Source organism: Pseudoalteromonas sp. Scap03 (assembly GCF_013393115.1).
In the GTDB taxonomy this organism is placed as follows: Bacteria; Pseudomonadota; Gammaproteobacteria; order Enterobacterales; family Alteromonadaceae; genus Pseudoalteromonas.
Genome location: NZ_VDEU01000001.1, coordinates 3,265,572 through 3,289,097 on the forward strand (window position 1 = coordinate 3,265,572; position 23,526 = coordinate 3,289,097).

At 36.8% G+C, this 23,526-nt stretch carries 26 protein-coding genes; 15 read left to right on the forward strand and 11 right to left on the reverse strand.

What is annotated here, in order from left to right:
* Positions 1-18: 18 nt before the first annotated feature.
* From fliE to FHG08_RS15065, 3 genes are all read right to left on the reverse strand, one after another.
* Positions 19-351 (reverse strand): flagellar hook-basal body complex protein FliE, encoded by a 333-nt coding sequence (gene fliE, locus FHG08_RS15055; protein ID WP_010387900.1) that lies wholly within the window; start codon positions 349-351, stop codon positions 19-21.
* Between the two features lie 156 nt (positions 352-507).
* A complete protein-coding gene (locus FHG08_RS15060; RefSeq protein WP_178956413.1) occupies positions 508-1,932 on the reverse strand; it encodes a sigma-54 dependent transcriptional regulator in 1,425 nt (474 codons plus the stop codon).
* The gene (locus tag FHG08_RS15065; RefSeq protein WP_075169684.1) at positions 1,925-3,040 is read right to left on the reverse strand and encodes a PAS domain-containing sensor histidine kinase; all 1,116 of its coding nucleotides are present in this window, start codon (positions 3,038-3,040) and stop codon (positions 1,925-1,927) included. Before FHG08_RS15065 ends, FHG08_RS15060 begins: the two co-directional genes overlap by 8 nt.
* Positions 3,041-3,169: 129 nt before the next feature.
* Here FHG08_RS15065 and FHG08_RS15070 point away from each other — a divergent pair, with 129 nt between their 5' ends.
* Positions 3,170-3,760 carry a DNA-3-methyladenine glycosylase I gene (locus FHG08_RS15070; protein ID WP_178956414.1) on the forward strand — a complete coding sequence of 197 codons (591 nt, stop codon included), beginning with the start codon at positions 3,170-3,172 and terminating at the stop codon, positions 3,758-3,760.
* A gap of 161 nt (positions 3,761-3,921) precedes the next feature.
* On the opposite strand, the gene FHG08_RS15075 is transcribed toward FHG08_RS15070, so the two are convergent.
* From FHG08_RS15075 to FHG08_RS15100, 6 genes are read right to left on the reverse strand one after another with little or no spacing between them, the layout of a single operon-like run.
* The gene (locus FHG08_RS15075) at positions 3,922-4,698 is read right to left on the reverse strand and encodes an AAC(3) family N-acetyltransferase (RefSeq protein ID WP_171039589.1); all 777 of its coding nucleotides are present in this window, start codon (positions 4,696-4,698) and stop codon (positions 3,922-3,924) included.
* Between the two features lies 1 nt (position 4,699).
* Positions 4,700-4,954, reverse strand: coding sequence for a hypothetical protein (locus FHG08_RS15080; RefSeq protein WP_178956415.1), 255 nt, complete (start codon positions 4,952-4,954; stop codon positions 4,700-4,702).
* Positions 4,947-5,603, reverse strand: coding sequence for a cyclase family protein (locus FHG08_RS15085; RefSeq protein WP_178956416.1), 657 nt, complete (start codon positions 5,601-5,603; stop codon positions 4,947-4,949). The genes FHG08_RS15080 and FHG08_RS15085 overlap by 8 nt, the downstream gene beginning before the upstream one ends.
* Positions 5,600-6,220, reverse strand: coding sequence for a hypothetical protein (locus FHG08_RS15090; RefSeq protein ID WP_138605294.1), 621 nt, complete (start codon positions 6,218-6,220; stop codon positions 5,600-5,602). Before FHG08_RS15090 ends, FHG08_RS15085 begins: the two co-directional genes overlap by 4 nt.
* Positions 6,217-7,578 (reverse strand): class I adenylate-forming enzyme family protein, encoded by a 1,362-nt coding sequence (locus FHG08_RS15095; RefSeq protein ID WP_178956417.1) that lies wholly within the window; start codon positions 7,576-7,578, stop codon positions 6,217-6,219. Before FHG08_RS15095 ends, FHG08_RS15090 begins: the two co-directional genes overlap by 4 nt.
* Positions 7,575-8,639 carry a 4-hydroxy-2-oxovalerate aldolase gene (locus FHG08_RS15100; RefSeq protein ID WP_178956418.1) on the reverse strand — a complete coding sequence of 355 codons (1,065 nt, stop codon included), beginning with the start codon at positions 8,637-8,639 and terminating at the stop codon, positions 7,575-7,577. The genes FHG08_RS15095 and FHG08_RS15100 overlap by 4 nt, the downstream gene beginning before the upstream one ends.
* Positions 8,640-8,888: 249 nt before the next feature.
* Between FHG08_RS15100 and FHG08_RS15105 the strand changes: the two genes are divergently transcribed.
* Positions 8,889-9,578: a class I SAM-dependent methyltransferase gene (locus tag FHG08_RS15105; protein WP_138570510.1), complete on the forward strand. Its 690-nt coding sequence runs from the start codon at positions 8,889-8,891 to the stop codon at positions 9,576-9,578.
* Between the two features lie 35 nt (positions 9,579-9,613).
* On the opposite strand, the gene FHG08_RS15110 is transcribed toward FHG08_RS15105, so the two are convergent.
* The gene (locus FHG08_RS15110) at positions 9,614-10,906 is read right to left on the reverse strand and encodes a DUF4910 domain-containing protein (protein ID WP_212751290.1); all 1,293 of its coding nucleotides are present in this window, start codon (positions 10,904-10,906) and stop codon (positions 9,614-9,616) included.
* Between the two features lie 215 nt (positions 10,907-11,121).
* Positions 11,122-12,558: a sigma-54-dependent Fis family transcriptional regulator gene (locus FHG08_RS15115; protein WP_010387896.1), complete on the reverse strand. Its 1,437-nt coding sequence runs from the start codon at positions 12,556-12,558 to the stop codon at positions 11,122-11,124.
* 368 nt (positions 12,559-12,926) lie between these two features.
* Here FHG08_RS15115 and fliS point away from each other — a divergent pair, with 368 nt between their 5' ends.
* The 13 genes from fliS (at position 12,927) to FHG08_RS15180 (ending at position 23,493) form a co-directional block, all read left to right on the forward strand.
* The gene (gene fliS / locus FHG08_RS15120) at positions 12,927-13,322 is read left to right on the forward strand and encodes a flagellar export chaperone FliS (RefSeq protein WP_109874274.1); all 396 of its coding nucleotides are present in this window, start codon (positions 12,927-12,929) and stop codon (positions 13,320-13,322) included.
* Positions 13,322-13,645: a hypothetical protein gene (locus FHG08_RS15125; RefSeq protein ID WP_178956419.1), complete on the forward strand. Its 324-nt coding sequence runs from the start codon at positions 13,322-13,324 to the stop codon at positions 13,643-13,645. The genes fliS and FHG08_RS15125 overlap by 1 nt, the downstream gene beginning before the upstream one ends.
* A 45-nt stretch (positions 13,646-13,690) precedes the next feature.
* Positions 13,691-14,692 (forward strand): UDP-N-acetylglucosamine 4,6-dehydratase (inverting), encoded by a 1,002-nt coding sequence (gene pseB / locus FHG08_RS15130; protein WP_138605289.1) that lies wholly within the window; start codon positions 13,691-13,693, stop codon positions 14,690-14,692.
* 13 nt (positions 14,693-14,705) lie between these two features.
* Complete coding sequence (gene pseC, locus FHG08_RS15135) at positions 14,706-15,857, forward strand: UDP-4-amino-4,6-dideoxy-N-acetyl-beta-L-altrosamine transaminase (protein WP_178956420.1); 1,152 nt, start codon at positions 14,706-14,708, stop codon at positions 15,855-15,857.
* On the forward strand, positions 15,854-16,714 hold the full coding sequence (locus FHG08_RS15140; RefSeq protein ID WP_138605287.1) for an aldo/keto reductase: 861 nt from the start codon (positions 15,854-15,856) through the stop codon (positions 16,712-16,714). Before pseC ends, FHG08_RS15140 begins: the two co-directional genes overlap by 4 nt.
* Before the next feature lie 21 nt (positions 16,715-16,735).
* Positions 16,736-17,500 carry a cytidylyltransferase domain-containing protein gene (locus FHG08_RS15145; protein WP_178956421.1) on the forward strand — a complete coding sequence of 255 codons (765 nt, stop codon included), beginning with the start codon at positions 16,736-16,738 and terminating at the stop codon, positions 17,498-17,500.
* Positions 17,493-18,779, forward strand: coding sequence for an aminotransferase class III-fold pyridoxal phosphate-dependent enzyme (locus tag FHG08_RS15150; protein WP_178956422.1), 1,287 nt, complete (start codon positions 17,493-17,495; stop codon positions 18,777-18,779). The genes FHG08_RS15145 and FHG08_RS15150 overlap by 8 nt, the downstream gene beginning before the upstream one ends.
* 57 nt (positions 18,780-18,836) lie before the next feature.
* Complete coding sequence (locus tag FHG08_RS15155; RefSeq protein WP_138570517.1) at positions 18,837-19,508, forward strand: PIG-L deacetylase family protein; 672 nt, start codon at positions 18,837-18,839, stop codon at positions 19,506-19,508.
* 59 nt (positions 19,509-19,567) lie between these two features.
* Positions 19,568-20,044: a GNAT family N-acetyltransferase gene (locus FHG08_RS15160; protein WP_138605284.1), complete on the forward strand. Its 477-nt coding sequence runs from the start codon at positions 19,568-19,570 to the stop codon at positions 20,042-20,044.
* On the forward strand, positions 20,031-21,146 hold the full coding sequence (pseG, locus tag FHG08_RS15165) for a UDP-2,4-diacetamido-2,4,6-trideoxy-beta-L-altropyranose hydrolase (protein WP_178956423.1): 1,116 nt from the start codon (positions 20,031-20,033) through the stop codon (positions 21,144-21,146). Before FHG08_RS15160 ends, pseG begins: the two co-directional genes overlap by 14 nt.
* Positions 21,147-21,219: 73 nt before the next feature.
* Positions 21,220-21,897, forward strand: a complete 678-nt coding sequence (locus FHG08_RS15170; RefSeq protein WP_138605282.1) for a methionyl-tRNA formyltransferase — start codon at positions 21,220-21,222, stop codon at positions 21,895-21,897.
* Positions 21,898-21,899: 2 nt separating this feature from the next.
* Entirely contained in the window at positions 21,900-22,964 is a 1,065-nt protein-coding gene (gene pseI, locus FHG08_RS15175; RefSeq protein WP_138605281.1) for a pseudaminic acid synthase, read from the forward strand.
* Positions 22,948-23,493, forward strand: coding sequence for a GNAT family N-acetyltransferase (locus FHG08_RS15180; RefSeq protein WP_232735517.1), 546 nt, complete (start codon positions 22,948-22,950; stop codon positions 23,491-23,493). Before pseI ends, FHG08_RS15180 begins: the two co-directional genes overlap by 17 nt.
* Positions 23,494-23,526 lie beyond the last annotated feature (33 nt).

Below are 23,526 nucleotides of genomic sequence, written 5' to 3' on the forward strand. Positions count from 1 at the left end.
TAATTCTCCACTACCTAGTTAAACAGGCATGTTCATAATTTCTTTGTAAGATTCAACAAGCTTATTACGAACCTGTACCGTAGCTTCAAATGCCACAGAAGACTTTTGCGAGGCAATCATCGCCTCAGCAAGCGATACGCTTCTGTCGCCCATCTCAACTGCTTTTCTTTTTTGTCCTGTGTCTTGCTGAAGCTCATGCACTGTATTAAGTGCATTACTCAACATATCACCAAATTGTGCTGTAGACGTTGATTGCACTTGCGTTGGCAAGTTATTAACTTGGTTACTACGCGTGGCTTCTGAAGCCATAGATTGCATTTCTTGAAATAAAGCACTGTTTTGAATTTTCATAATTGTCTCTGATAATGCAGTAAACTCTTAAAGAGAATAAAGCACAAAACATGCCAAAAATAAAATTCAACTAGAACAATGGTTTACTATGTTTATTTGCGTAGTCAGAGTTTTGACAGCCCTAAAATCAGTTACTTAGTTTTAGAGCTGTTGAGGTTATGCAGGGAGGGAAATACCTAAATCGCGCATTTGCGCTAATTTGTAACGCAAAGTACGTGGACTTATACCTAAGGTTTCGGCTACTTCTTTACGTTTCCCTTGGCAACGCGCCAAGGTTTCTAGAATTATGCGATGCTCTTTATCTTTAAGCTCATCTTTATAACTCCCCGTGTCTAAGGCGAGCAAATCATTTTTTTGCTCATCTTCGGGCATTGTTTTTTCATCATAATAAGCGTTACTGAGACTATTGTTTATAGGCTCAGGCACTGACGTTGTTTCAACCACAAACTGAGTTGGGGTTAAATTTTCGATAAAAATTGCATGCTCATCAATAGTACTGCCACTGCGTAAAATTAAAGCACGTTGAATAACGTTATCCAGCTCTCGAACGTTACCCGGCCAGCTATGGCTAAGTAGCTTTTGTTCAGCGCTTGTATCTAGATACGCCATTGGCTCTTTGCTTTTACTTAAGTGACGTTCAATTAAATGCTTAGCCAGTACAATAATGTCGCCAGGACGCTCACACAGAGGTCGCCACAGTAAAGGAAACACATTGAGTCGATAATATAAATCTTCGCGGAACTGATTTTCAGCAACGGCCTCTTTTAATTCGCGGTTACTGGTTGCAAGCACACGTACATCTAGCGAAATAGTTTTCCGACCGCCTAAACGCTCAACTTCGCGTTCTTGTAATACCCGCAGTAGTTTAGCTTGTAAGCCTAAATCCATTTCGGTGATTTCATCAAGTAAGATAGTCCCACCCTGTGCTTGTTCAAACTTACCCGGGCAGGCCTGAATCGCACCAGTAAACGCGCCTTTTTCGTAGCCAAACAAAGTAGCTTCAAGCATGTTTTCAGGAATAGCAGCACAGTTAATTGCTACAAATGGTTCATTGCAGCGTTTTGACTTGTCATGAATATACCGTGCCAGCACTTCTTTACCTGAGCCACTTGGCCCAAGTACCATTACACTGGCATCTGAACGAGCAACTTTACCTGCAAGTTCAAGTAATTGAATACTACTAGGGTCGGCAACGATAGGACCGTCTGTTTCTTTTTCCTTTTCAGGTAAGTAACGGCTCACCATGTTCAATAGCACTTCTGGTGCAAATGGCTTAGCCATATAATCAATCGCGCCTAGGCGCATGGCTTCAACCGCATCATCAATAGTGGCATAGGCCGTCATCATTAAAACGGGTAAATCAGGGTGATTTAATTTAATACTGCGTAATAAATCTAAGCCACTCATTTCGCCCATTTGTACATCACTGACCACCAGTGAAAATACATCTTTTTTTAATAACAACATGGCTTGCTCTGCACTACTGGCTGCCGTGCAAGCGATGCCCGACATTTCTAGAGTATCAATTAATGCTTCACGAAGTCCGGCGTCGTCTTCTACAACTAAAATAGTGTTACTCATGTGACTCCCCTAATTTAGATGTGACACTAATAGGCAGCAACATACTAAAAATTGCTCCCCCGTGTGGGTTGTTGTTTGCCTCCACCCTTCCCTGATGCGCACTGGCTACCGAACTAACAACGGCAAGCCCTAAGCCTGTACCTTGGCTTTTAGTGGTATAAAAAGGTTCAAATATTTTCTCGCTCTGGACTAAGTCAATGCCTGGACCATTGTCACTCACGCTAATGCGTACAAAGTCAGAGTCTTGTTTGTCACGCTGGGCGCTAAGGTAAACCTGCGCGCCACTGCCAATAACTTGAATACTGTTGTGAATTAGGTTTTGAATAGCGCTTGCTAATGCGGTTTTATTACCCATGATTTCTATATCGGGTTCAGGTAAGCTCACATTTAATTCGCTATCATTGAGCGCTACCATGGCATCGGCACCAGCTTTTACTTCACTGAGTAACTGTTGCATCGACACTTGCTCAACTACCTGTTGATCACCACTTTTAGCAAATAGCAGCATGTCGTTTACTTGGGTTTCTAAATCTTTCAAGCGAGACATTAATTTTGTGTGAAAACTGCCGCGTGATGCTTCCGGTAAGCGCTTTGAGCCTAAGTTGGCAGCATACAACATCGCTGCTGATAACGGTGTGCGTACTTGATGGGCCAAAGATGCCACCATTTTACCTAACGCACTTAAACGCTGCATATGCGCGACTCGTTTTTGTAAGCGTCGGGTTTCAGTCAAATCGGTCATTAATATAAGTTGCCCAGGCTCTGGCGCAAGTGCGGTAATATCGAGTTTTATTAAGCGTCCATCTTTTAACGACACTTCATGACCATCATCTTGATGAGGACGAAATGAGCGCTGAATAACACTAAACCACTTCTCACCTTCTAGTGGTTCACCGAGCATATCGATAGCAATTTGATTCGCTTTAGCGATCATTCCTTTACCATCGAGTACAATCACGCCCGCAGGCATAGTATCAACTAAATGAGAAAGCCAACTTGCCTGTTGACGCAAATCACTCAACTCACCAACATACTCCTCTTGCAGTAAACATGGGTTATACTGGTTAGCAGAAATAAACTGGGGTTTTAGCACACTTGCAAGGGCCATAATCAACTCTCTAAAATAATGTAGATACAGTAGCTAATGCATAATGTGTACCAAAATTATTTTACAGTAAATTCAATAGATTAAACCGTAAAAACACGTGCCGTAAAAATGACGCGCAAAGGAAAATGTATGAATAAAGAGACTCAGTGCCGCTGCCCATGGTTAGATACAACAAAACCTGACTATGTGGAATATCATGATCATGAATGGGGCGTCCCAGTGTATGAGGATCAACTACTTTTTGAGTTTTTAACATTAGAATCGGCACAAGCAGGACTTAGCTGGTATACAATATTAAAAAAGCGTGAGAATTATAAAAATGCCTTCGCCAACTTTGATGTACACAAAGTAGCGGCCTTTACTGAACACGATATAGAAAAATTAATGCAAAATGCGGGCATAGTTCGCAACCGCTTAAAAATTGTCGCAACAATTAATAACGCGAAATGCTTTATTGCAATTCAAGAAGAATTTGGCAGTTTTAGTGATTATCAATGGCGGTTTGTTGGTAATAAACCTCAGGTAAACGATCTAGAAACACTGGCCGACTACCCTGCAGTTACTGAGGCATCGACGTTATTTGCGAAGGATTTAAAAAAGCGTGGCTTTAAATTTTTAGGCCCAACCACAGTGTATGCTTACATGCAGGCCTGTGGAATGGTTAACGATCATAGTAATGATTGCTTTAGGAAGGAAGAAGATATCGCGCAGTACTCATAGGTTAGTAATTAAAATAGATTTAGTTAGCCTGAACGATGCCAATTAAGTCTAGTTAAAAGCGTTACATTGTGCTGTTTTCATACTTTTTATTGATTCATTTCATAATTAATCTAACACTTATATTCTTAAATGTTCGAAAAAACTCCATTATCTTTAAAAAATTAAATGTGTTTATCTGTTAAAAACCAAGGGTCTTTCTCATATAACTCTGAGAATGCCTTGTTCATATCTTCGACAGAAATACAGCCAATTCCACCTCGACCTACCTTAGCCCTTTTATAAATACCTTTATCACTGGCATAACGGTTAAAGCGCTCGAAACTCGCCTGAGACCCCTCTATGTTTAAATCTCGAACCCATAAGGTTGATTTGCATGGAATATAGCATTTGCCATCAAACTTTTTACCATAAAATGTTTTGTCAAACCTATAAGATACATTATGTACTCTTTCAAAAAAATGTAATAACGTACTGCCTGCATCAAAGTTAATGTTAAGCACCTTAGCCTTTAATTGAACGAGTCGTGAAAAAGCGCTTCCCTCATCATAGGCATTTTCAGATACTTTATTTGTTAAGAAACTAGCATACTTTCCAATAGCAGAAACAGATACAGAAGGGTCATTGCTTCGCACTGACAATGGATTAGTCCTAATATATTCTGAGAACATACCACAGTCAGACGCTGTATCATTGACATTAAAATTCTCTCCTTTACCAAATGAATAAGTAAAGGTAGGTACCACTAAGGTACCTTGGCTTCCTAGTAAATTTAAAAAAGTACTAAGTATTAACTCTAAGGATTGCTGCTTGGAAGTAACTCCTTCCGGGTAACCTAGGTAACCAACATTACTATGACAAAAAACAGTATCACCTTTACAAATCCCTACAGATTGTAAAGCCAACTCAAAATCAGTCCTACTATAATGATAGTTTTGCAATTCATTGCACCTGTAAATCGTTTAAAATATCAACCAACCCATCAATTGAAGAGAACCTTCTATCTTCAAAATGTATCTCATTAAGCACTACATTGAAGCTTGATTCACAGAACTCTATTAACATCAGCACGTCAAATGAATCAATATAACCGGATTCAAAATAATTTAACGTTGTATCAATATTTTCCATCTGGCTTTTGGAAACAAACCACTGCACTAGCTTTTCTTTTACTAGCATTTCATTACTCTTACTCAATTGCAAAACACCTAACTGGAGCCCCATCGCCACCTTTAATTTTTAAGGGTGCGACGATAAGCGTAAATTCTTCGCTCTCAATCGAACGAATATTAATTAAATATTCAACGATAACAACACCTGCACCAAGCAGTATTTTATGGTTAGGTGCATCCTTTTCTGCCCCTCTTCCATTTAAAGGGTTGTCAGGCTGGGGGGTATCTAGGGCGATAAGCTTACACCCATTATCTACCAGCCATTGACAAGCATCCTCAGAAAAAAAGGCATGGTCTGTGTAGTATTCATTAGTGTTTAATTTTAAATCCCAGTCAAACCTGGCAACAAGGCGAACCGGACACTGGGAACCTAAAGCTAATGTCAACTCATCTTTAGTAATTTCATGTTTATCTGCAAGATTCGAAAAGTCAATAACCCGTGCAGGCCCATTTAATTGAGCTAATGGTATATTTTCAATTGTTTCACCATCAGCAATAAAGTGCCTTGGGGCATCTATGTGAGTTCCAGTGTGTGTACCTAATACAATTTTTCGCGTTTCTCTATTTTCAATTCCGTGTCGTCCTAACTGAGTTGATTCAAAAAAGGGGTGCCAATGAGCTGCAAATGTTTGCATCCCCTCTTCAAGCAACATTGTTAAATCTGTTATTTTCATTTTAATACCTCGATGAGTTCTATTATTACCCCTGAGGGAGTTTTAAATAGGAGTATATCCATCTTCTGTTCATTAACTTCAAGAGTAAATATCTCAGAAATCCAAATTACTTTATTTTTTAGTTTACTCTTAAACAGAGCTAAATCTTTTACTATAAATGCAATTGATGTAAAGCCTTGTAGATCCAGTTTTTGTTCTACAAGATCTTGTTCCGTTGAAACAAAAGAGATATCGAGGTTCCATGTTTTTACAGGTCTAGATAACCTTAGGCAATTTCCACTTTCTTTGAAACCTAGCCCACACCAAAAATCAATTTCCTTTGCAAAACAACCTGATGGTATCAAAATAGTCATCATTGAGTCACTGTAAAATAAACGATTTTGTACATTCATGTTTTTACTATGGTGATTAATAATCTCAATGTCATATGAATCACTTCGTTTAAGTAATTTAATATCATGTTTCGCAGAATAGGAAGCAAGTAAATCCTTTTTTGAATAGTTATTCTCTAACTCTTTTTCATCAAATACCGATTCATATCCTAACTCTTTAAATTTAGAGATATCTCGCTCAACAAAAGCTGAATTCCAAGTAAGATGGGAGAATCCAATAATCATATTAAGTACTTTTCGATTAGCTTTGCTTTCATTACTTTTCCCGTGACTGAAGTAGGAAAGCTTTTCAAAACAATTATTTTTTCAGGAAGAAACTCTGAAGGTAACAAGGTACCCAACCACGCCTTTATAGATTTAATATTTAAATCATGCTCTGATAAAAGAAATAATATTGGCACTTCACCCCAAAAATCATGGGGCTTTGCAACTACTGCAGCATCCATAATACCAGCATACTTCAAACTAACATCCTCTATATACCTCGAACTTATATTAATTCCACCTTTAATAATAATATCTTTTTTACGTCCAGTTATGCTTAAAACCCCTGATGATGACTTTCCAATATCACCTGTAGCAGGGCACTCTGAGTCAGCGTTTAAGTAGCCAAGCATCTCCCAAGGAGAATCAATTAGTATTTCGTTCGAATCAGAAAAAGTTACATTTACAAGATCCAGACACCGACCAACTCCGTCCAAATGCCCTTCACCGACTTTCGCACAAGATATAAACAACTGCTCACTTGTGCCATAACTTTCTAAAACTTCATGTGCAAATTTATGCTCAAACTCTTTTTTTGTATTTTGCATAAGAGGCGCAGTACCGATAAATATCTTTGCTGCGCAATCACTTACCCAGCCTATAGTATCTCTATCGGTTGTCATTTTAGATGAAAGGGCTAACATTGAAGGGCTTAGCCAAATAGCATTTGCTCTATATTTAGCAAAATTCTTAAAGATAGTTGCGGCATTACTAGCCGAGAAGGTTGTACTTAAAATGACACATCCACCAGCTATTAATGGACATAAAAAAGTGTTAAGAATACCAGCCATGTAAAAACAAGGCATTACATGCAACATCTTAACTTCACAACCGATTTCATTATGTTTGTTAAACGCTTCAGCGCAAACAAGTAAGCTTTTTAAGTCGTGGCATACCGCTTTTGGTGTACCTGTAGTCCCTGAAGTAAAGGTAATAACCTGAGCATTATTCGAACTATCCTTATAGATAAAGCTATTCGTTTTTTTTTCGGGTATGTATTCTTCAAATTCGCCAACATTGTTAATTACTTTGTCAGGGTTAAAGATGTCCAGCAATGTGCATTTATAACATTCATTGTAGTTAGCTGATAATGGTAAGACCTTTGCACCTAATGTGAACAATGAAACAAGAATTACAAAAAACTCCAATTTATCTTCGAGCTCTAGAGCTACTTTATCACCTTGACTTACACCAGCTTTAGTTAACTGATTCATATAAAACATTACCTGACTCTCAAAATTTAAATAAGTAATCTTTTGAGTACCTTGTATTATTGCAAAAGAGTGTTGTTCTGCTGACTTAAATAGTTCTTTTATCATAGAATTACTTGCTCATTCACATGGTAATTTTTATAACTCGGCTTCCAATACCCTTTTGCCTTTTGTATTTTTAACAGCTCAATTGCATGCCTTTCAACCATTTCTTCAGGTGCATTGCAAGTATCTTCTTTACAAACAGAAATAATTAAATGCCTTGGATCAACTTTATATTTTTGTGACATTTCAAAAATTATAGGCATATAACTAGAATGGAATAATGACATCCCTGATATAGTGTCAATAGATGAAAGACCATTTTTATTAATCAAAGGTTTTATGAGTTCTTCACCTAAATCCATTACTTGTATTGGATCTATTTTTCCCTCCAATCCCATACGAGCCAAGCACCCTATAATTTGTTCTGTACTTGTATTACCGGCACTACGTCCAAATCCTTGCAGCGACGAATCAATAATTTCAGCACCAGCATTGATAGCGGCAAGAGCGTTTCCCACACCTAACCCCAAATTATTATGCCCATGAAATCCAACTGTTAGACTAGGGCATTCAGCAAGTATTGCTTGAACATACTCCGTTACTTCTTGTGGTAGCATTCCGCCTGCTGAGTCCACTACATAAACAGCATCAGCCCCAATTTCGAAAGCAGCCTTTGCAGCCTTAGCCAGCTTGCTAGGCGAAACAGTATACGACTTCATGAAATTGACGTATGTGAGCATACTTTTATTTTTCGCAGAGCTTATAAATTTTTCACACTTTTTAAAATCAGATATTGTAGAACCTAAGCGAACAAAATCCATTCCATGGTACTCAGCTAACGTAAGGTGTTCTAAATTTGCAATCCCCGGAATTGCAAACATCCCCCAATTACCTTTTTTTACACTCTCAGACGCTGCTTTCATATAGACTTCATCAGTCTCAAGAGCAACTCCTATACCTCTTTCTGAAGCACCTAGACCGACACCATGACCAACTTCTATTAACTCAAATCCACAGTAATCTAGTGCACTACAAATACCAACTGTATCATTTTTAGAAAACTGAAAGTCAATTTCATAACTTCCATCTCTTAAAGTGCATTCTAGTATTTTTGGATACTTCATCACTAATACCTTTTAATAATTGGAGCACTACTTAAAAGTGCGCTTATTTTGCCTCTACTCGAAGACCAGTCGATGAACATTGCCATACTTAAAGTTTTTACTAGCTTTCAAGTATAAAGCAAAATACAAGCCACTATTAATAACCTTGGCAGCTAGATATTCCTATAAATATTGTAAACCGTATTTATGAAATGTTATCTTAAGTGTTAAACATTATACCTAACCCTATATAAAGGTAATAATACTACAATGAAGTATGATAGAGATAAATCATGGAATAGCATATATGCTGAAAACACAGAAATAGCCTACCCACCAGAAGCAGTTATTAGAATTTTTTTAGGGCAATTTCCAAAGTTAGAGTTTCTAGATAAAAATTTTCAAGGTAAGAAAATTTTAGATGTAGGTTTTGGTGATGGCCGTAATTTCCCTCTTTTTAATAGACTTGGTTTATTGAGTAGTGGGGTAGAAATCACAAAAGATATCGTAAATAATGCCTCTGAAAGAAAGGAGTTTAAAGGCCAAGAATTAGACTTACGAATAGGTAGCTGCGAAGAAATCCCATTCGAAGCGAATATGTTTGATTATTTAATATCTTGGAATAGTAGTTATTATATGAGTTCTGAAAGTTTTGATTATCAAAAACATATTGATGAATTCGTAAGAGTAACAAAGCCAAAAGGCTATCTAATCGTATCTGTTCCAACTGCTTCAGCTTTTATTTACGAATCGTGTGAAGAGCTCGAAAAAGGGTATGTGAGAATTAAAAATGATTACTTCGGAGTTCGCAATGGTCAAGTCATGCGTCGCTTTGAAGATAAAGATGATTTTTTGAGCTGCTTTTCAAATATTTCACAATATTGTGAATGCGCAGAAATAAAAATGGATTGGTTCGGATTAGCTTACAATTGGTATGTTGCTGTAATTAAATTAAACTAACAAAAGAGCGCATTTATGCGCTCCTTCTACCCTATTTAGTCTTGAACTTTGATTAAACCAGCTTTTTCGAGAGATTCAACTAAAGGTAAAAGCTCAAAAATATTAGCTCGAATCTTATCAGCAAGCTCTAATAAATCACTACCTCCATCTGCATAAGCTAGTAAATTAGTGAGCATTTTTACTTGAGTATAATCTTGCTGCATATTGCTCGTATTAGGATACAATCCTCTTTTACCAAGTTGCGGCTCACATAAATTAGTTGCTTTATATACTTTATTTTTTTCTAATAATTGAATAGCGCCAACAATTACATCTGCAGCACCTCTTAATCCAGCAGGTGTAATTAATGTAAGATCATCTAATGATGTATGATATTCGGGATATTCCCCGTATTTGCTCCGCATAATTGAACATACAGGTAAATCAACACCAGGAGCGCAAAATTGACGCTCATCACTACCGCGCTCAAGAAAAGAATACTGTTTAAAACTACCAACTAAATTCTTTAAAGCACTTAGTGCTGCTCTGTCGGCTAAAGTACGAGAGTTGCGTGAACTTAGGTAAGAGTACTCTCTTTCATCACCGACACATGTGACAATGAATCCAGCTTTCAGATGCTTTTTCAAACGTTTTAAATGTTTTGAAATATAAACTATTGATCCTATGGTTTCTGGTAAAAATAAAACTCTGTAAGTATATCTACGGTCAGTCATTAATTTAAGTTGCTCAATTAATGCCATACAAACAACTGGTCCAGATAATTCATTATTAGCTAAAGAAGGATGGCATATGTATGTAGAAAGCAAAATTTCATTTTCTGTTTCTCCAGGTAAAACAAACTCTCCATACGTTAAATGCCCATTGAATAAATTTGTATCTATAACAACTTGGTAACTACCTTCAGTCAAAGATAAACGTTGAGAGTGGCTAAGACAAAATCCCCAATTACGCTCATAGTATGATGTAACATATGGTATTGCGTCAGGCATATCCTCTATACTGTAAAGGTGGGCTTGTAATTCTTTTAAAGAAAGTGTCTTATTAACAGGCTCTGAGTAACCCATTAGATGTAGGTTATTAACTTTAAAATCGCATATTTTATTACCATTAGGATCAATTATGTATGCGTTATTTACTTTCCACTCTTGCGGTACCTTCCAGTCAAAAGCGATAGTATTTGAAGGAACCTCATGTGCAACCAGTTCCGGTACAAACTGTTTGATATATCTCAATGTTTCTCTTACACCATCACCTGTAAGGCTTCGATTGATTGGAAATAGCTCCTTTGCCCACCCATACATTCTATTTCCATCGATTGCTTCGTTCATTTTTAACCTTATTTTACTTTACTTTGTATAGAAAGCGTTACCTGCATAAAACACATGCTAGATTATTCATTAACTTAGGAGTGTACAATAAGAAAAAGAGCACCGCACACCATTAAATTGTCACTATTTAATGGGAGGCAAATCAAGTTTTAAAGCCAAAATTAAAAATAACATAGAACTTTATTAACTACAGTTCAATTTATTAGCGGTTTTAATCAATCCCTAGAAAGATTATACTTTTTCATTTTTTCGACCAGTGTGGTTCGCCTTACGCCTAGTACTTCAGCAGCACGGGCAACAACGTAATCAAAGCGCTCTAATGCCTGGGTGATTAAGTTAATTTCAAGCTCAGCTAAGTACTCCTTAAGCTCAATACCTTCATCGGGCAATAAACCGGGTGCCGCTTGAGCAAAATCATCTTCGAGGTCTATTTCGTCTTCGCTGAATCCGCCACTAAAAATATCATTAAACGCATCACGCTCCATCAGTTCTTCTGGGTACTGTGGCTCATAGGCTTCAACTTCAATGTAGCGGTATTTATTAGGTAAATCAGGAACATCAACCACCTTGTCTGGGAACATAATAACCATACGCTCAACTAAGTTAGCGAGCTCACGAATATTACCTGGCCAAGAATGCTCTTTTAAACTATCAATAGCACGCTCTGTAAACTTAGCCGTAGTGCCGCTTTGTTCATTTACACGGCGCATTAGCTCTTTAAGTAGCAAAGGGATGTCTTCTGCACGTTGAGCAAGTGATGGACTCTCAATAGGAAAAACATTTAAGCGATAGTATAAGTCTTCTCGGAATGAGCCTTTTTCAATCATGCTTTCAAGATCACGGTGGGTTGCAGCAATAACACGTACATCGGCTTGAATCGCTTTGGTACCGCCAACGCGCTCATAGCTACGCTCTTGTAGTACTCGCAGTAACTTGACCTGCATTTGCAGCGGCATATCCCCTATTTCATCTAAAAATAGCGTGCCACCTTGCGCCAATTCAAACCGGCCTTTACGTGCTGAAATAGCCCCGGTAAATGCACCTTTTTCATGGCCAAATAGTTCACTTTCTAGTAGCTCCGCAGGAATTGCCCCACAGTTTACTGGTACAAATGGGCCTTTGTTACGCTTAGAAAGCAGATGCACATTACGAGCAACTACTTCTTTACCCGTGCCCGACTCACCTAAAATAAGCACGTTGGCATCGGTTTTAGCAACTTGAGTAATTAAAAAGCGTAAATCTTTTACAGCTTTGGTTTCACCTACAAGGCCATCAAAGGTGCTTTTTTCTTTATTATGTTGATGCTCATGAGGCAGCATACGCTGATATTGCTGACAATCATGGAGTAACTGAGTGGTAACTTCATGAGTAAATGGCTCACAAATTAGTCCAACAACATTGGCGAGACTCAGTAGCGGTTTGAGCGTTTCACCAATCAGTAAAAAAGGAAATGTTGGATAGCGTTTAATTAAACTTTCATGATCTAAAGATTGCAGCGCCCCTAACACCACAATACATTCTTTGTTTTGATAGTGACTACATGCCTGCTCAAAGTCAGCTTCTGTTTGCAACTGTACCGCCTCACCAATAAAAGTAAGCGATGCATATAATCCAATAGAGCGATTATTATTATTATCTAAAATTAAGATCATTTTTTAGCGAGCCATTTATTTCACTAATTTGTTTTATTAATCAAATTGTAAGCCAGTTGGATTTGGATGCAAGTAATAGCGGCGATTTTTTGACATTAACGCCAAAAAACAGACACACCGCCTGAAAAGTCAATACTTTATAACTAATAACTCTTTAACTATTTATAACGGACTACCCACTTAGGATGAATTACCTAACACATTTTTGCCACCAGTAATGATACGATTTCACACAGAAGAAACTCATAAAAACTGCTATTATTACTTAAAGGTGTGACTGTTTTGGCCGATAAGTAATAGTCAAACTTATGTTGGAACTAAACTTGCTTAAGGTTCTACACATGTAATTAAAATTTAAGGAATTACCTATGGCGCACGCATCAATCAATAAATACCGTCAAATTACAGTTAGCAGCGTTAAAGAAATGACGCCTTATGATCAAGTCAAACTCGTGTTTGTTAATATTGTTGGTAAGTTATCAGCTGCTAAAGGGTTTATTGAACGTAAAGAGTTAGAAAAAAAAGGCAACGCAATCTCTGATTGTATTGTGCTACTTGGTGCTTTGCAGCAAGTATTAAATTTTGAACATAATAATGAAGTATCAACTAACTTAGACTCTTTATATGATTATTGTCAGCGATGCTTACTAACCGCAAACCTCGAGAACGATATAGAAAAAATTGATGAAGTAATTACCTTGATTAAGGAAATAAAATCAGGTTGGGAAGCAATTCCATTTGAACAAAGAGAACCACAACTATAATGTCTTTAAAGCGGGTTACAAGCTCACAAGTTAAAGATAGTGAGACTAGAGCATATTGCAATGATCTAGTAAGTTTGATTGCTGACTCAGAAGATTGGGATATTGAGCAAGCGCTGAATATTCATAATAAACTTGATATTCACATAAGTAGCTCACTTTCTAGAGAAAAAACTCATTATTCAGCTACTGAACTTGAGTTTTTAATTAACCTAATAGAACAGCTATCTGTTAAAATAGATAATCAAAAGCAACTATTAGCGGTTAAAATAGTTGGTAATCAAAAAAATAAAAAAGCTGTAAATAAGTATAAATCTAACTTTTAAAATAGATTTGGCAATATTAGGCTGGTTAGCTGTGGAGAAAATCACATGTTTGATGGAAAAGTAGTTTTAATAACAGGTGGAACAGGATCGTTCGGTAAAAAGTATGTAAAAACATTATTAGAACGGTACAGCCCCAAAAAAATTATTATCTTTTCTCGTGACGAGCTAAAGCAGTTTGAAATGCAGCAAGATTTTGATCAGCCTTGTATGCGCTACTTTATTGGCGATGTTCGAGATAAAGAACGACTAAATCGCGCAATGCGTGGCGTTGATTACGTTATCCATGCTGCAGCCCTTAAGCAGGTACCTGCCGCTGAATACAACCCAATGGAATGTATAAAAACCAACATAAATGGCGCAGAAAACGTTATTAATGCAGCACTTGATAATAACGTTGAAAAAGTCATAGCTCTCTCTACGGATAAAGCAGCCAACCCGATTAATCTATACGGTGCCACTAAATTGGCTTCAGATAAATTATTTGTAGCGGCAAACAACATTGCTGGCGGCCATAAAACCACTTTTTCAGTGGTGCGCTACGGTAATGTAGTATGTTCGCGAGGCTCCGTTGTGCCTATTTTCCAAAAGTTTATTAATGAAGGTCGTGATCATATTCCTATCACTCATGATGAAATGACCCGTTTTTGGATAAGCCTTCAACAAGGCGTTGATTTTGTTTTAACAAATTTCGCGCGCATGTTGGGTGGTGAAATTTTCGTACCTAAGATTCCATCAATTCGCATTACGGACCTAGCAAAAGCAATGGCTCCTGAATTACCTATTAAAATTATTGGTATTCGCCCAGGCGAGAAACTTCATGAGGTTATGTGCCCTGCCGATCTGTGTTTTGAAACCTATGAATATAACGATCACTTTGTTATTGCACCAGGCATTAAATTTAGCAGTCGTAGTAATGACTTTACAGTAAATGCGCTTGATGAAAAGGGAAAAAAAGTTCAGCAAGGCTTTGAATATAACTCTTTAAACAACCCTCATTACATGACGATTGAAGAAATTGAAGCCTTCAACATTGAAGCATTAGTTTAAAAGTTATTACTCCATGATCCCTTACGGCAAACAAGCTATTTCTCAACAAGACATCGACGCAGTAGTTGATGTCTTAAAATCCGACTGGTTAACGCAAGGCCCTAAAGTCCCCGCTTTTGAGCAAGCCATTGCGAAATATTGTGGCAGCACCTATGCATGTGCAACAAACAGTGCCACATCGGCATTGCACATTGCATGTTTAGCGTTAAATGTAGGGAAAGACGATATTGTATGGACCTCCCCTATTTCGTTCGTTGCTTCTGCAAATTGTGCACTTTACTGTGGTGCTCAAATAGATTTTGTGGATATTGATGTAGCAACAGGGAATATGTGCACTGATGAGTTAGAAAAAAAACTTATTATTGCTAAAGAAAATAATCGTTTACCAAAGGTAGTCATCCCAGTTCACCTGGCAGGTCAGTCATGTGATATGCAGGCTATATATCAACTTGCAGTTGAATATGGCTTTAAGGTTATTGAAGATGCTTCACATGCTATTGGTGCAAAATATTTAGGCAGCCCAGTGGGCAGTTGTGAGTTTTCAGATATTTGCGTATTTAGCTTTCATCCAGTCAAGATAATCACCTCAGCTGAAGGAGGCATGGCGGTAACAAACAATAAACAACTTGCTAAAAGAATGGAGCGTTTACGTAGCCATGGAATTACAGCCAACCCGAGTGAAATGACCGAACCAAGTCATGGCCCTTGGTACTATCAGCAAATTGAACTCGGCTTTAATTATAGAATGACTGAGTTGCAAGCGGCATTAGGCCTTAGCCAGCTTTCAAAGCTCGATGAATTTGTTACAAAGCGCAACCAGCTGGCTAAAGTCTATTCTAGCAAATTAAAAGACTTGCCTATTAATCATTTAACTCAATCACAACAAAGCTACTCTAGTTACCATTTATATATTTTAACCTTGTCTGGTGACGCAGTTGTAAAACATGAGTCTCTTATCTGTAGTTTAAGAGAGCGAGGCATAACGAGTCATTTGCATTATATTCCAATTCATATACAACCTTATTATAAAGAGCTTGGCTTTAAGGCAAATGACTTTCCAAATGCAATAAAATATTACAGTTGCGCTCTCACTATACCTTTGCATCCTGAATTAACTAATTCAGAACAAAATTTCATAATAGAAACACTAGCCGAACAACTATGAAAATCGCTTTAGGAACCGCCCAATTTGGTTTAGATTATGGCATTAGTAATACTGTCGGACAGGTTAAAACTGATGAGGTTAAACGAATACTCAGCCTCGCACTAGACGCTGGTATAACAGTTGTTGATACGGCATCGGCTTATGGTAGTAGCGAGAGTAATATTGGTCAATCGGGTTTAAGCCAAGCTTTATCTATTGTTACTAAAGTATCAGGTGAAAATATTCACGCGCAGGTAGAAAAAAGCTTAAAAAATCTGAACTGTGAGTCAATTGATGCAGTGTTATTTCATAATTGTGAGTTGCTTTTAAGCAGTTCAGGGGAAGACTATTTTTCGCAGCTAGAGCAGTTAAAAGCCAAAGGCATAGTTAAGCGAATAGGTGTTTCTGTTTATAACCCTAAAGAGCTTGAATTACTTAGTGAAAGGTTTAATTTAGATCTGGTTCAAGCTCCTGTAAATTGGTTAGATCAACGTTTTATACAACCTGAAATCATCGATAAGCTAATAGAAAAAAATATAAAGCTTCACGCTCGCTCGATATTTTTACAAGGGCTTTTATTAGAGCCAATGATTCAAAATAACGCTTATTTTTCACAGTTTAATAATGAGTTTTCTCAGTATAATTGTGTTATTAATGAATTAGGCTGCAATCGGCTAACTTTCGCATTAGCAATTATTGCGCAAAAAGCCCCTCATATCGAAAATGCAATTATAGGGTGTTGCTCACAAGAACAGTTAACACAATTAATAGACAGCTACTGCGTCGCAAAAAAGCTTACACTCCCCTCGGATGACGTTTTAGCCTCTTTAGCTTCAAGTAATTTAGCATTAATCAATCCATCGCAATGGCTTGGTTAATTAAGCGCTAGGATTAAAAATATGATAAATGCTTTCATGCAAGCTAGGACAGGATCAACACGCTTACCTAATAAAGTTTTAAAGAATCTCCAAGGTTTACCTATGTTTATTCAACAAGCTAAGCGTGTACAACGAGCCAAGTTGGTAGACAACCTAGTTATTGTCACAAGTACTGATGAAAGTGACGACATTATTGAACAGTTATGCAATGAGAATAATTTATTATGCTTTAGAGGAAGTTTAAGCAATGTTCTCAGCCGGTACTTTCATGCTGAACTCAATTACCCTTGTGATGCTATCGTTAGAATAACAGCTGACTGCCCAGTGATTGACCCTGAGCTCATGGACTATGTCATTAATAGTCATTTAAAAAACAACAATGATTATACTTCAAACTGCTTAGTAGCCACATACCCTGATGGTCTCGATATTGAAGTTATTAGTAAGAAGGCCTTACACAACGCTTATAAATATGCAGAAAAGCCTTCTGAGTTAGAACACGTAACACCTTATATAACAAGTCACCCTGATAAGTATAAGTTACAGAATATCCAAAGTGAGCAAGACCTGTCTGCCTATAGATGGACTGTTGACGAACCCAAAGACTTTGAGTTGATTTCATCAATATATGAAAATTTATATGTAAAAAAGCCTAATTTTAATTATCAAGATATACTGGAATTGTTATCACATAAACCAGAGCTGAACTTATTAAACCCCCAAATTGCTCGAAATGAGGGAATGGTTAAATCATTAAAACAAGATAAAGAAGAAGGCTATGAATAATTACACTAATTCAGCGGAGTGGCTACATAGAGCTGAAAAAACCATTCCTCTAGGTTCCCAAACTTTTAGTAAGAGTAGAATTGCGTTCCCACAGAATGCAGCACCTTTATTTATTGAACGAGGTTTAGGTTCTAAAGTGTGGGATGCAGATAATAATGAGTATATTGACTTTGTGAATGGCTTACTTTCTGTTTCTTTAGGCTACTGTGATGCTGATGTGAATCAAGCTGTTATAGACCAGCTTAGCTCAGGGATCACTTTCTCCCTTCCTCATAGATTAGAAATGGAAGTCGCCGAAGAACTCACAAAGCTAATACCTTGCGCTGAAATGGTGCGTTTTGGTAAAAATGGCAGTGATGCAACATCTGCTGCTATTCGACTAGCAAGAGCTTATACAAAAAGAGAGCATGTTGCTGTCTGTGGTTATCATGGTTGGCAAGATTGGTATATTGGCTCAACAACCAGAAATTTAGGTGTCCCTGAATGTGTTAGAGCGCTTACCCATGCGTTTACATACAATGATCTTAGCTCATTAGAAAGGCTCTTTACTGAATACCCTGAACAGCTTGCAGCTGTAATTATGGAGCCAATGAATGTCTCCTTTCCAGAAACGGGATTTCTTCAAGGAGTACAAGCACTTTGTAAAAAACATGGCTCTGTACTAATTTTTGACGAAACAATTACCGGTTTTCGGTTCGATCTACATGGTGCTCAAGGCTTATTTAATATTACACCCGACCTAGCAACCTTTGGCAAAGGCATGGCAAACGGATTCCCTATCTCAGCTGTCGTAGGTAAACAAAAAATAATGTCATTGATGGAAGATATTTTCTTCTCCGGTACCTTTGCGGGCGAAACCATGTCTTTAATTGCTACAAAAACAACATTAAAAAAAATGCAGCAAGAAAGAGTACTGACACATATTCACACTTTAGGTGAAAAATTAATTTGTGAGCTTAATAAATTAATAGAAAAACACAAAGTAAAAGATTGGCTGAGCACTGCAGGTCATCCGTCATGGTCTTTTATTATTATTAAAGACACTCAAAAATACTCCTCATTAGAGCTAAAATCTTTATTTATTCAAGAGATGTGCTCTAGAGGTATTTTAATTGGTGGTAGTCATAACCTTAGCTATGCCCATACACATGATGATATAGAAAAATTACTTAATGCATACGATGAAGTTATTTTTATTTTAAAAAATACAATAGAAACACAAAATTTATATGATGTTTTTAAAGGACATCTTTTAGAGCCAGTTTTTAAAGTTAGATAAATGACAACTAATGTAAGACAACTCTTCTCTTAGTTAAATTTATCGAGGATAGTAAGTATGAAAGTAGCAGTAATTGTCGCCCATCCTGATGATGAGACACTCGGCTGTGGTGCCACAATCGCGAACCATATTGAAAAGTGTGATGAAGTATATATTTTAACACTTTCTAATGGGGTTAGTTCGCGCCTAGAATATACTGAAGCAGAGATTCAAACCCGGCAAGCAGCCTTTTTAAATGCCGCCCAACATTTAGGCGTTTCACCTAATAATCTAACATCATTAGATTTTCCTGATAATGAATTCGATACCATACCACTTTTAAAAATAGCGCAAGCCATCGAACTATTTTTATCTAAAAATATAATTGCACGCGTGTATACCCATTATCATAGCGATTTAAATGTTGATCATCGAAAAACTTATGAAGCTGTTTTAACAGCTTGCAGGCCGCAACCCATGCAATCAGTAAAGCAAATATTTTGCTTCGAAACACTATCAAGCACTGAATGGGCAAGTCATCGTTACGAGGCATTCAAACCGAACTATTTTGTCAATATCGAGCATGTATTTAGTAAAAAAATAAAAGCTCTTACAGCTTATAAAGATGAAATGAGAGAAGCACCACACACTCGAAGTCTTGAGAATATTCAAGCACTCGCTAAATTTAGAGGCATGTGTATAGGCACTCCACTTGCTGAAGCATTTTATATTGAACGCTTTATAGATTAGGCCTATTACGCTCGTTATAAAGTTGCGGTTTTAATACCTAATTTAGGATAGAAAATAAAATGATAACATTAAGGGAAGCCGAGCAAAGTGATTGTACTACTTTATACCAGTGGGCTAATGATCCTGTTATTCGCAGCTGCGCATTAAAAGACGCCCCAATTACCTTACAAAATCACTTAAATTGGTTTAATAAGCAACTAGCGTCTCTTAATAGTAAAATTTATATTGCATCTATTGACGACAAACCAATCGGACAAGTCAGATTTAATCAAACAGATCTTAATACATATGAAATAGACACGCATTTATCTCCTTGCAGTAGAGGCTATGGTTACGGTCGAAAAATGTTAAAACAAGCGCTAAAACTAATAGAAAAAAATAAAAATAGTACATTTATTGCGATTATTTTAATTGAAAATATAGCATCTATTAAATTATTCGAAGCCTGTAACTTTAAACGTGAAAAAGAAACAACAATAGAAAATAAAAAATGTTTCATTTACATCCGTAAAGAGGCTCTAGATGGTGAGCATTAATATAAATAAAAGTAATACCGAAACTCCGACTCGATTACTCAACATCGCTTTTAGAGTTGATGCTTCTTTAAATATTGGTTCAGGCCATGTGATGCGCTGCCTCACACTAGCGACAGCAATTAGAAAGGCTGCCAATGTTAATATCACTTTTTTCTGTCGCGATGCCGCCGGTAATAGTAATGAAAATATAATCCAATCTGGGTTTGAGCTTGTTAGAATGGCTCCTCCAAAAAATACCATCGACTTAAAAAACTACAGCTCATGGCTGGGTACTAGCATAGATGATGACTGTGAAGAGTTTCTAAAATTAACAGCGGGGAAAAATTACGATTTAATCGTAATAGATCATTATGCTATTGATAACCATTGGCATAATAAAGTAAAAAGCATAACCAAAAAAATTATGGTTATTGACGATCTAGCGAACCGAATACACAATTGTGACTTGTTATTAGATCAAACCTACCAATGCCCAACAGTTAAATACTCGCATCTGATAAATAACCATACAAAACTCCTACTTGGCTCAAGCTTTGCTTTATTAAGGCCTGAGTTTTTAGATTTTCAAAAAGCATCAATTGTAAAAAAAGAGCGCACCTTACTCATAATGTTTGGAGGAACAGATCCTGACAATTTGACTCTTCAAGTATTAGCGCGAGTAATCAAATTAAAATACTTTGAAAGAATTAATGTAATCCTAAATAAAACAGCAAAAAACGTGAAATCAGTGTTTAACTTTGCACAATGTCATAAAAAAGTCTTTTTACATATATCGCCGAGTAATATTGCGGAAATTATGTCAACGGCAACAATAGCGATTGGTGCAGCTGGAACAACATCATGGGAAAGATGCGCTTTAGGCCTTCCTGCTGTTGTTATTGTACAAGCAGACAATCAGCGAGAGATCGCTAACGCGCTTCAATTAGCTGAAGTGATCCGCTTTATTTCAATTGCAGAGATTGAAGACAAGTTAATTAAAGAAATTGAATTTTGGCAAAATAGGTTAAAATTAAGTAATGATGTTCATAAAAATTGTATTAATATTTGTGATGGCAAAGGCACTGTAAGAGTCACCAACGAAGTGCTAAAAGTCATAGAGTAGCAATTTACCTGAAGCTGAATAACTATTAATTTGACTATGAGATAGCGTCTCTAAAACCGATAAGCGATTGAATATGAACAATTACATTGTAGCTACAATTAAAGACTGGAATATTGCCCAATATAAAAAACGCACGCCAGCTTATAATGGAAATTGGCATTTAATTACTGACAAAAAAGAGCTCACTTATAATCACTTAAAACATCTAAACCCTAAATATATATTTTTTCCTCATTGGAGCTGGATTGTTCCCGAAGAAATAATTAACAACTTTAATTGCGTTTGCTTTCATATGACTGATTTGCCTTATGGACGGGGCGGAAGCCCAATGCAGAATTTAATTTCTCTTGGCCATACCACCACAAAGTTAAGTGCCCTAAAAATGGAAGAAAGTATAGATACAGGCCCTATTTATCTAAAAAGGGCTCTATCTTTGGAGGGCACAGCGCAACAAATATTTTTACGCTGTTCAGCTTTAACTTTTGATATGATTGAGTTTATTGTTAACGATAATCCTGAAGTAACACCTCAAGAAGGCCCTGTAACAGCATTTTCAAGACGCAATCCAAGCCAAAGTGTTATTGATACGAACTTAGAGCTGGATGATATCTTTGATCATATTCGCATGTTAGATGCCGATAGTTATCCAAAAGCATACATAAAACATGGAAAGTATAAGCTTGAGTTTACAAATGCCAAAAAAAGCAACGACGCTTTAACTGCCAATATAAAATTAACTTTACTTGAGTAATCATGAAAAATAAATTTGTAGAAATAGATGGTCGAAGAATAGGTTTAGACTATGAACCTTACATTGTTGCTGAGCTTTCAGCTAACCATAACGGCGATCTTAAAGAAGCCCTAAAAACAATTGAAGAAGCCGCTAAATGTGGAGCCGATGCAATAAAAATTCAATCATATACGCCCGATACAATGACTATCGACTGTAATAAGGACGAGTTTCAGATTAAAGGCGGATTATGGGATGGTTATAATTTATATAAATTATATGAGTGGGCCCATACTCCTTTTGAGTGGCACAATGCACTGTTTGAAAAGGCCAAAGAAGTCGGTATCACTTTATTTTCAACACCGTTTGATGAAACAGCCGTTGAGCTGCTAGAAGCATTAAACACCCCAGCTTATAAAGTGGCCTCTTTCGAATTAACCGATCTACCTCTCATCAAGCGAGTTGCTGAAACAGGTAAACCTATCATTATGTCTACTGGTATGGCTAATATCTCAGAGATAGAGGAAGCGATTAGCACAGCAAGAGATAATGGTTGTGATGAACTAATTGTATTGCATTGCATAAGTGCTTACCCTGCGCCATTCGAGCAAGCTAATTTAGCTACAATCTCGGATATTGCAACACGCTTTAACGTTATTACAGGCTTATCTGATCATACCTTAGGCACAACGGCAGCAATTGCATCAGTGGCTTTAGGAGCATGCTTTATTGAAAAGCATTTTATTTTAGATAGATCTAAAAAAGGGCCTGATTCAGAATTTTCAATTGAGCCTGAGCAGCTTAAATCAATTGTTAGTCAAAGCAAAGAAGTGTACAAATCGATAGGTAATCCAGGGTATGAAGTAAAATCAGCCGAAAGCGAAAACCTAAAATTTAGACGCTCTATTTATTTTATTGAAGACGTACCAGCAGGTACAGTTATAACAAAAAAACACATAAAAAGAATACGTCCAGGCTACGGTCTCCCCTGTAAGTATTACGATACGCTGATTGGTAAGAAAACTTCTGTAAATATAACAAGAGGAACAGCTGCTAAATGGGAGCTAATTGATGAAAAATCTAGTTAAAGTAACAAGTAATGAGGTGAAAGATATTTTTTTGCAAAGTATATCTTTAGACGATGTAAATGAAAATTATGTTGCTTGGCTTAATGATCCTCTAGTAAATCAGTACTTAGAAACTCGTTTTAGTAAACAGGATCTTAACTCAGTTAAGGATTATATTTCAGCTAATTTAAATAACCCGCTTGAACAATTATTTACGATTAGAACCAACAATAATAAACACATTGGGAATATTAAAGTTGGAAATATAAATAGGATTCATAATATTGCTCAAGTGAGTCTGTTTATTGGCGAAAAAGAAAGTTGGGGGAAAGGCTATGCAAATCAAGCTATCAAGCTAATTAACCAATATGCTTTCGAAACGTTATTGATTAGAAAACTAGTCGCCTGGGTTTACACCGACAATATTGGAAGTTTTAAAGCCTTTAAAAAGGCTGGCTATAGCAAAGAGTGTGTACTTAAAAATCATTATATATTGAATGGAAAACCAAGTGATCTAATCCAACTCTCTTTGTTTAATATTAAACCCTAATATAAGTAAGTTATTTACCAAAAAAGGCCAAAG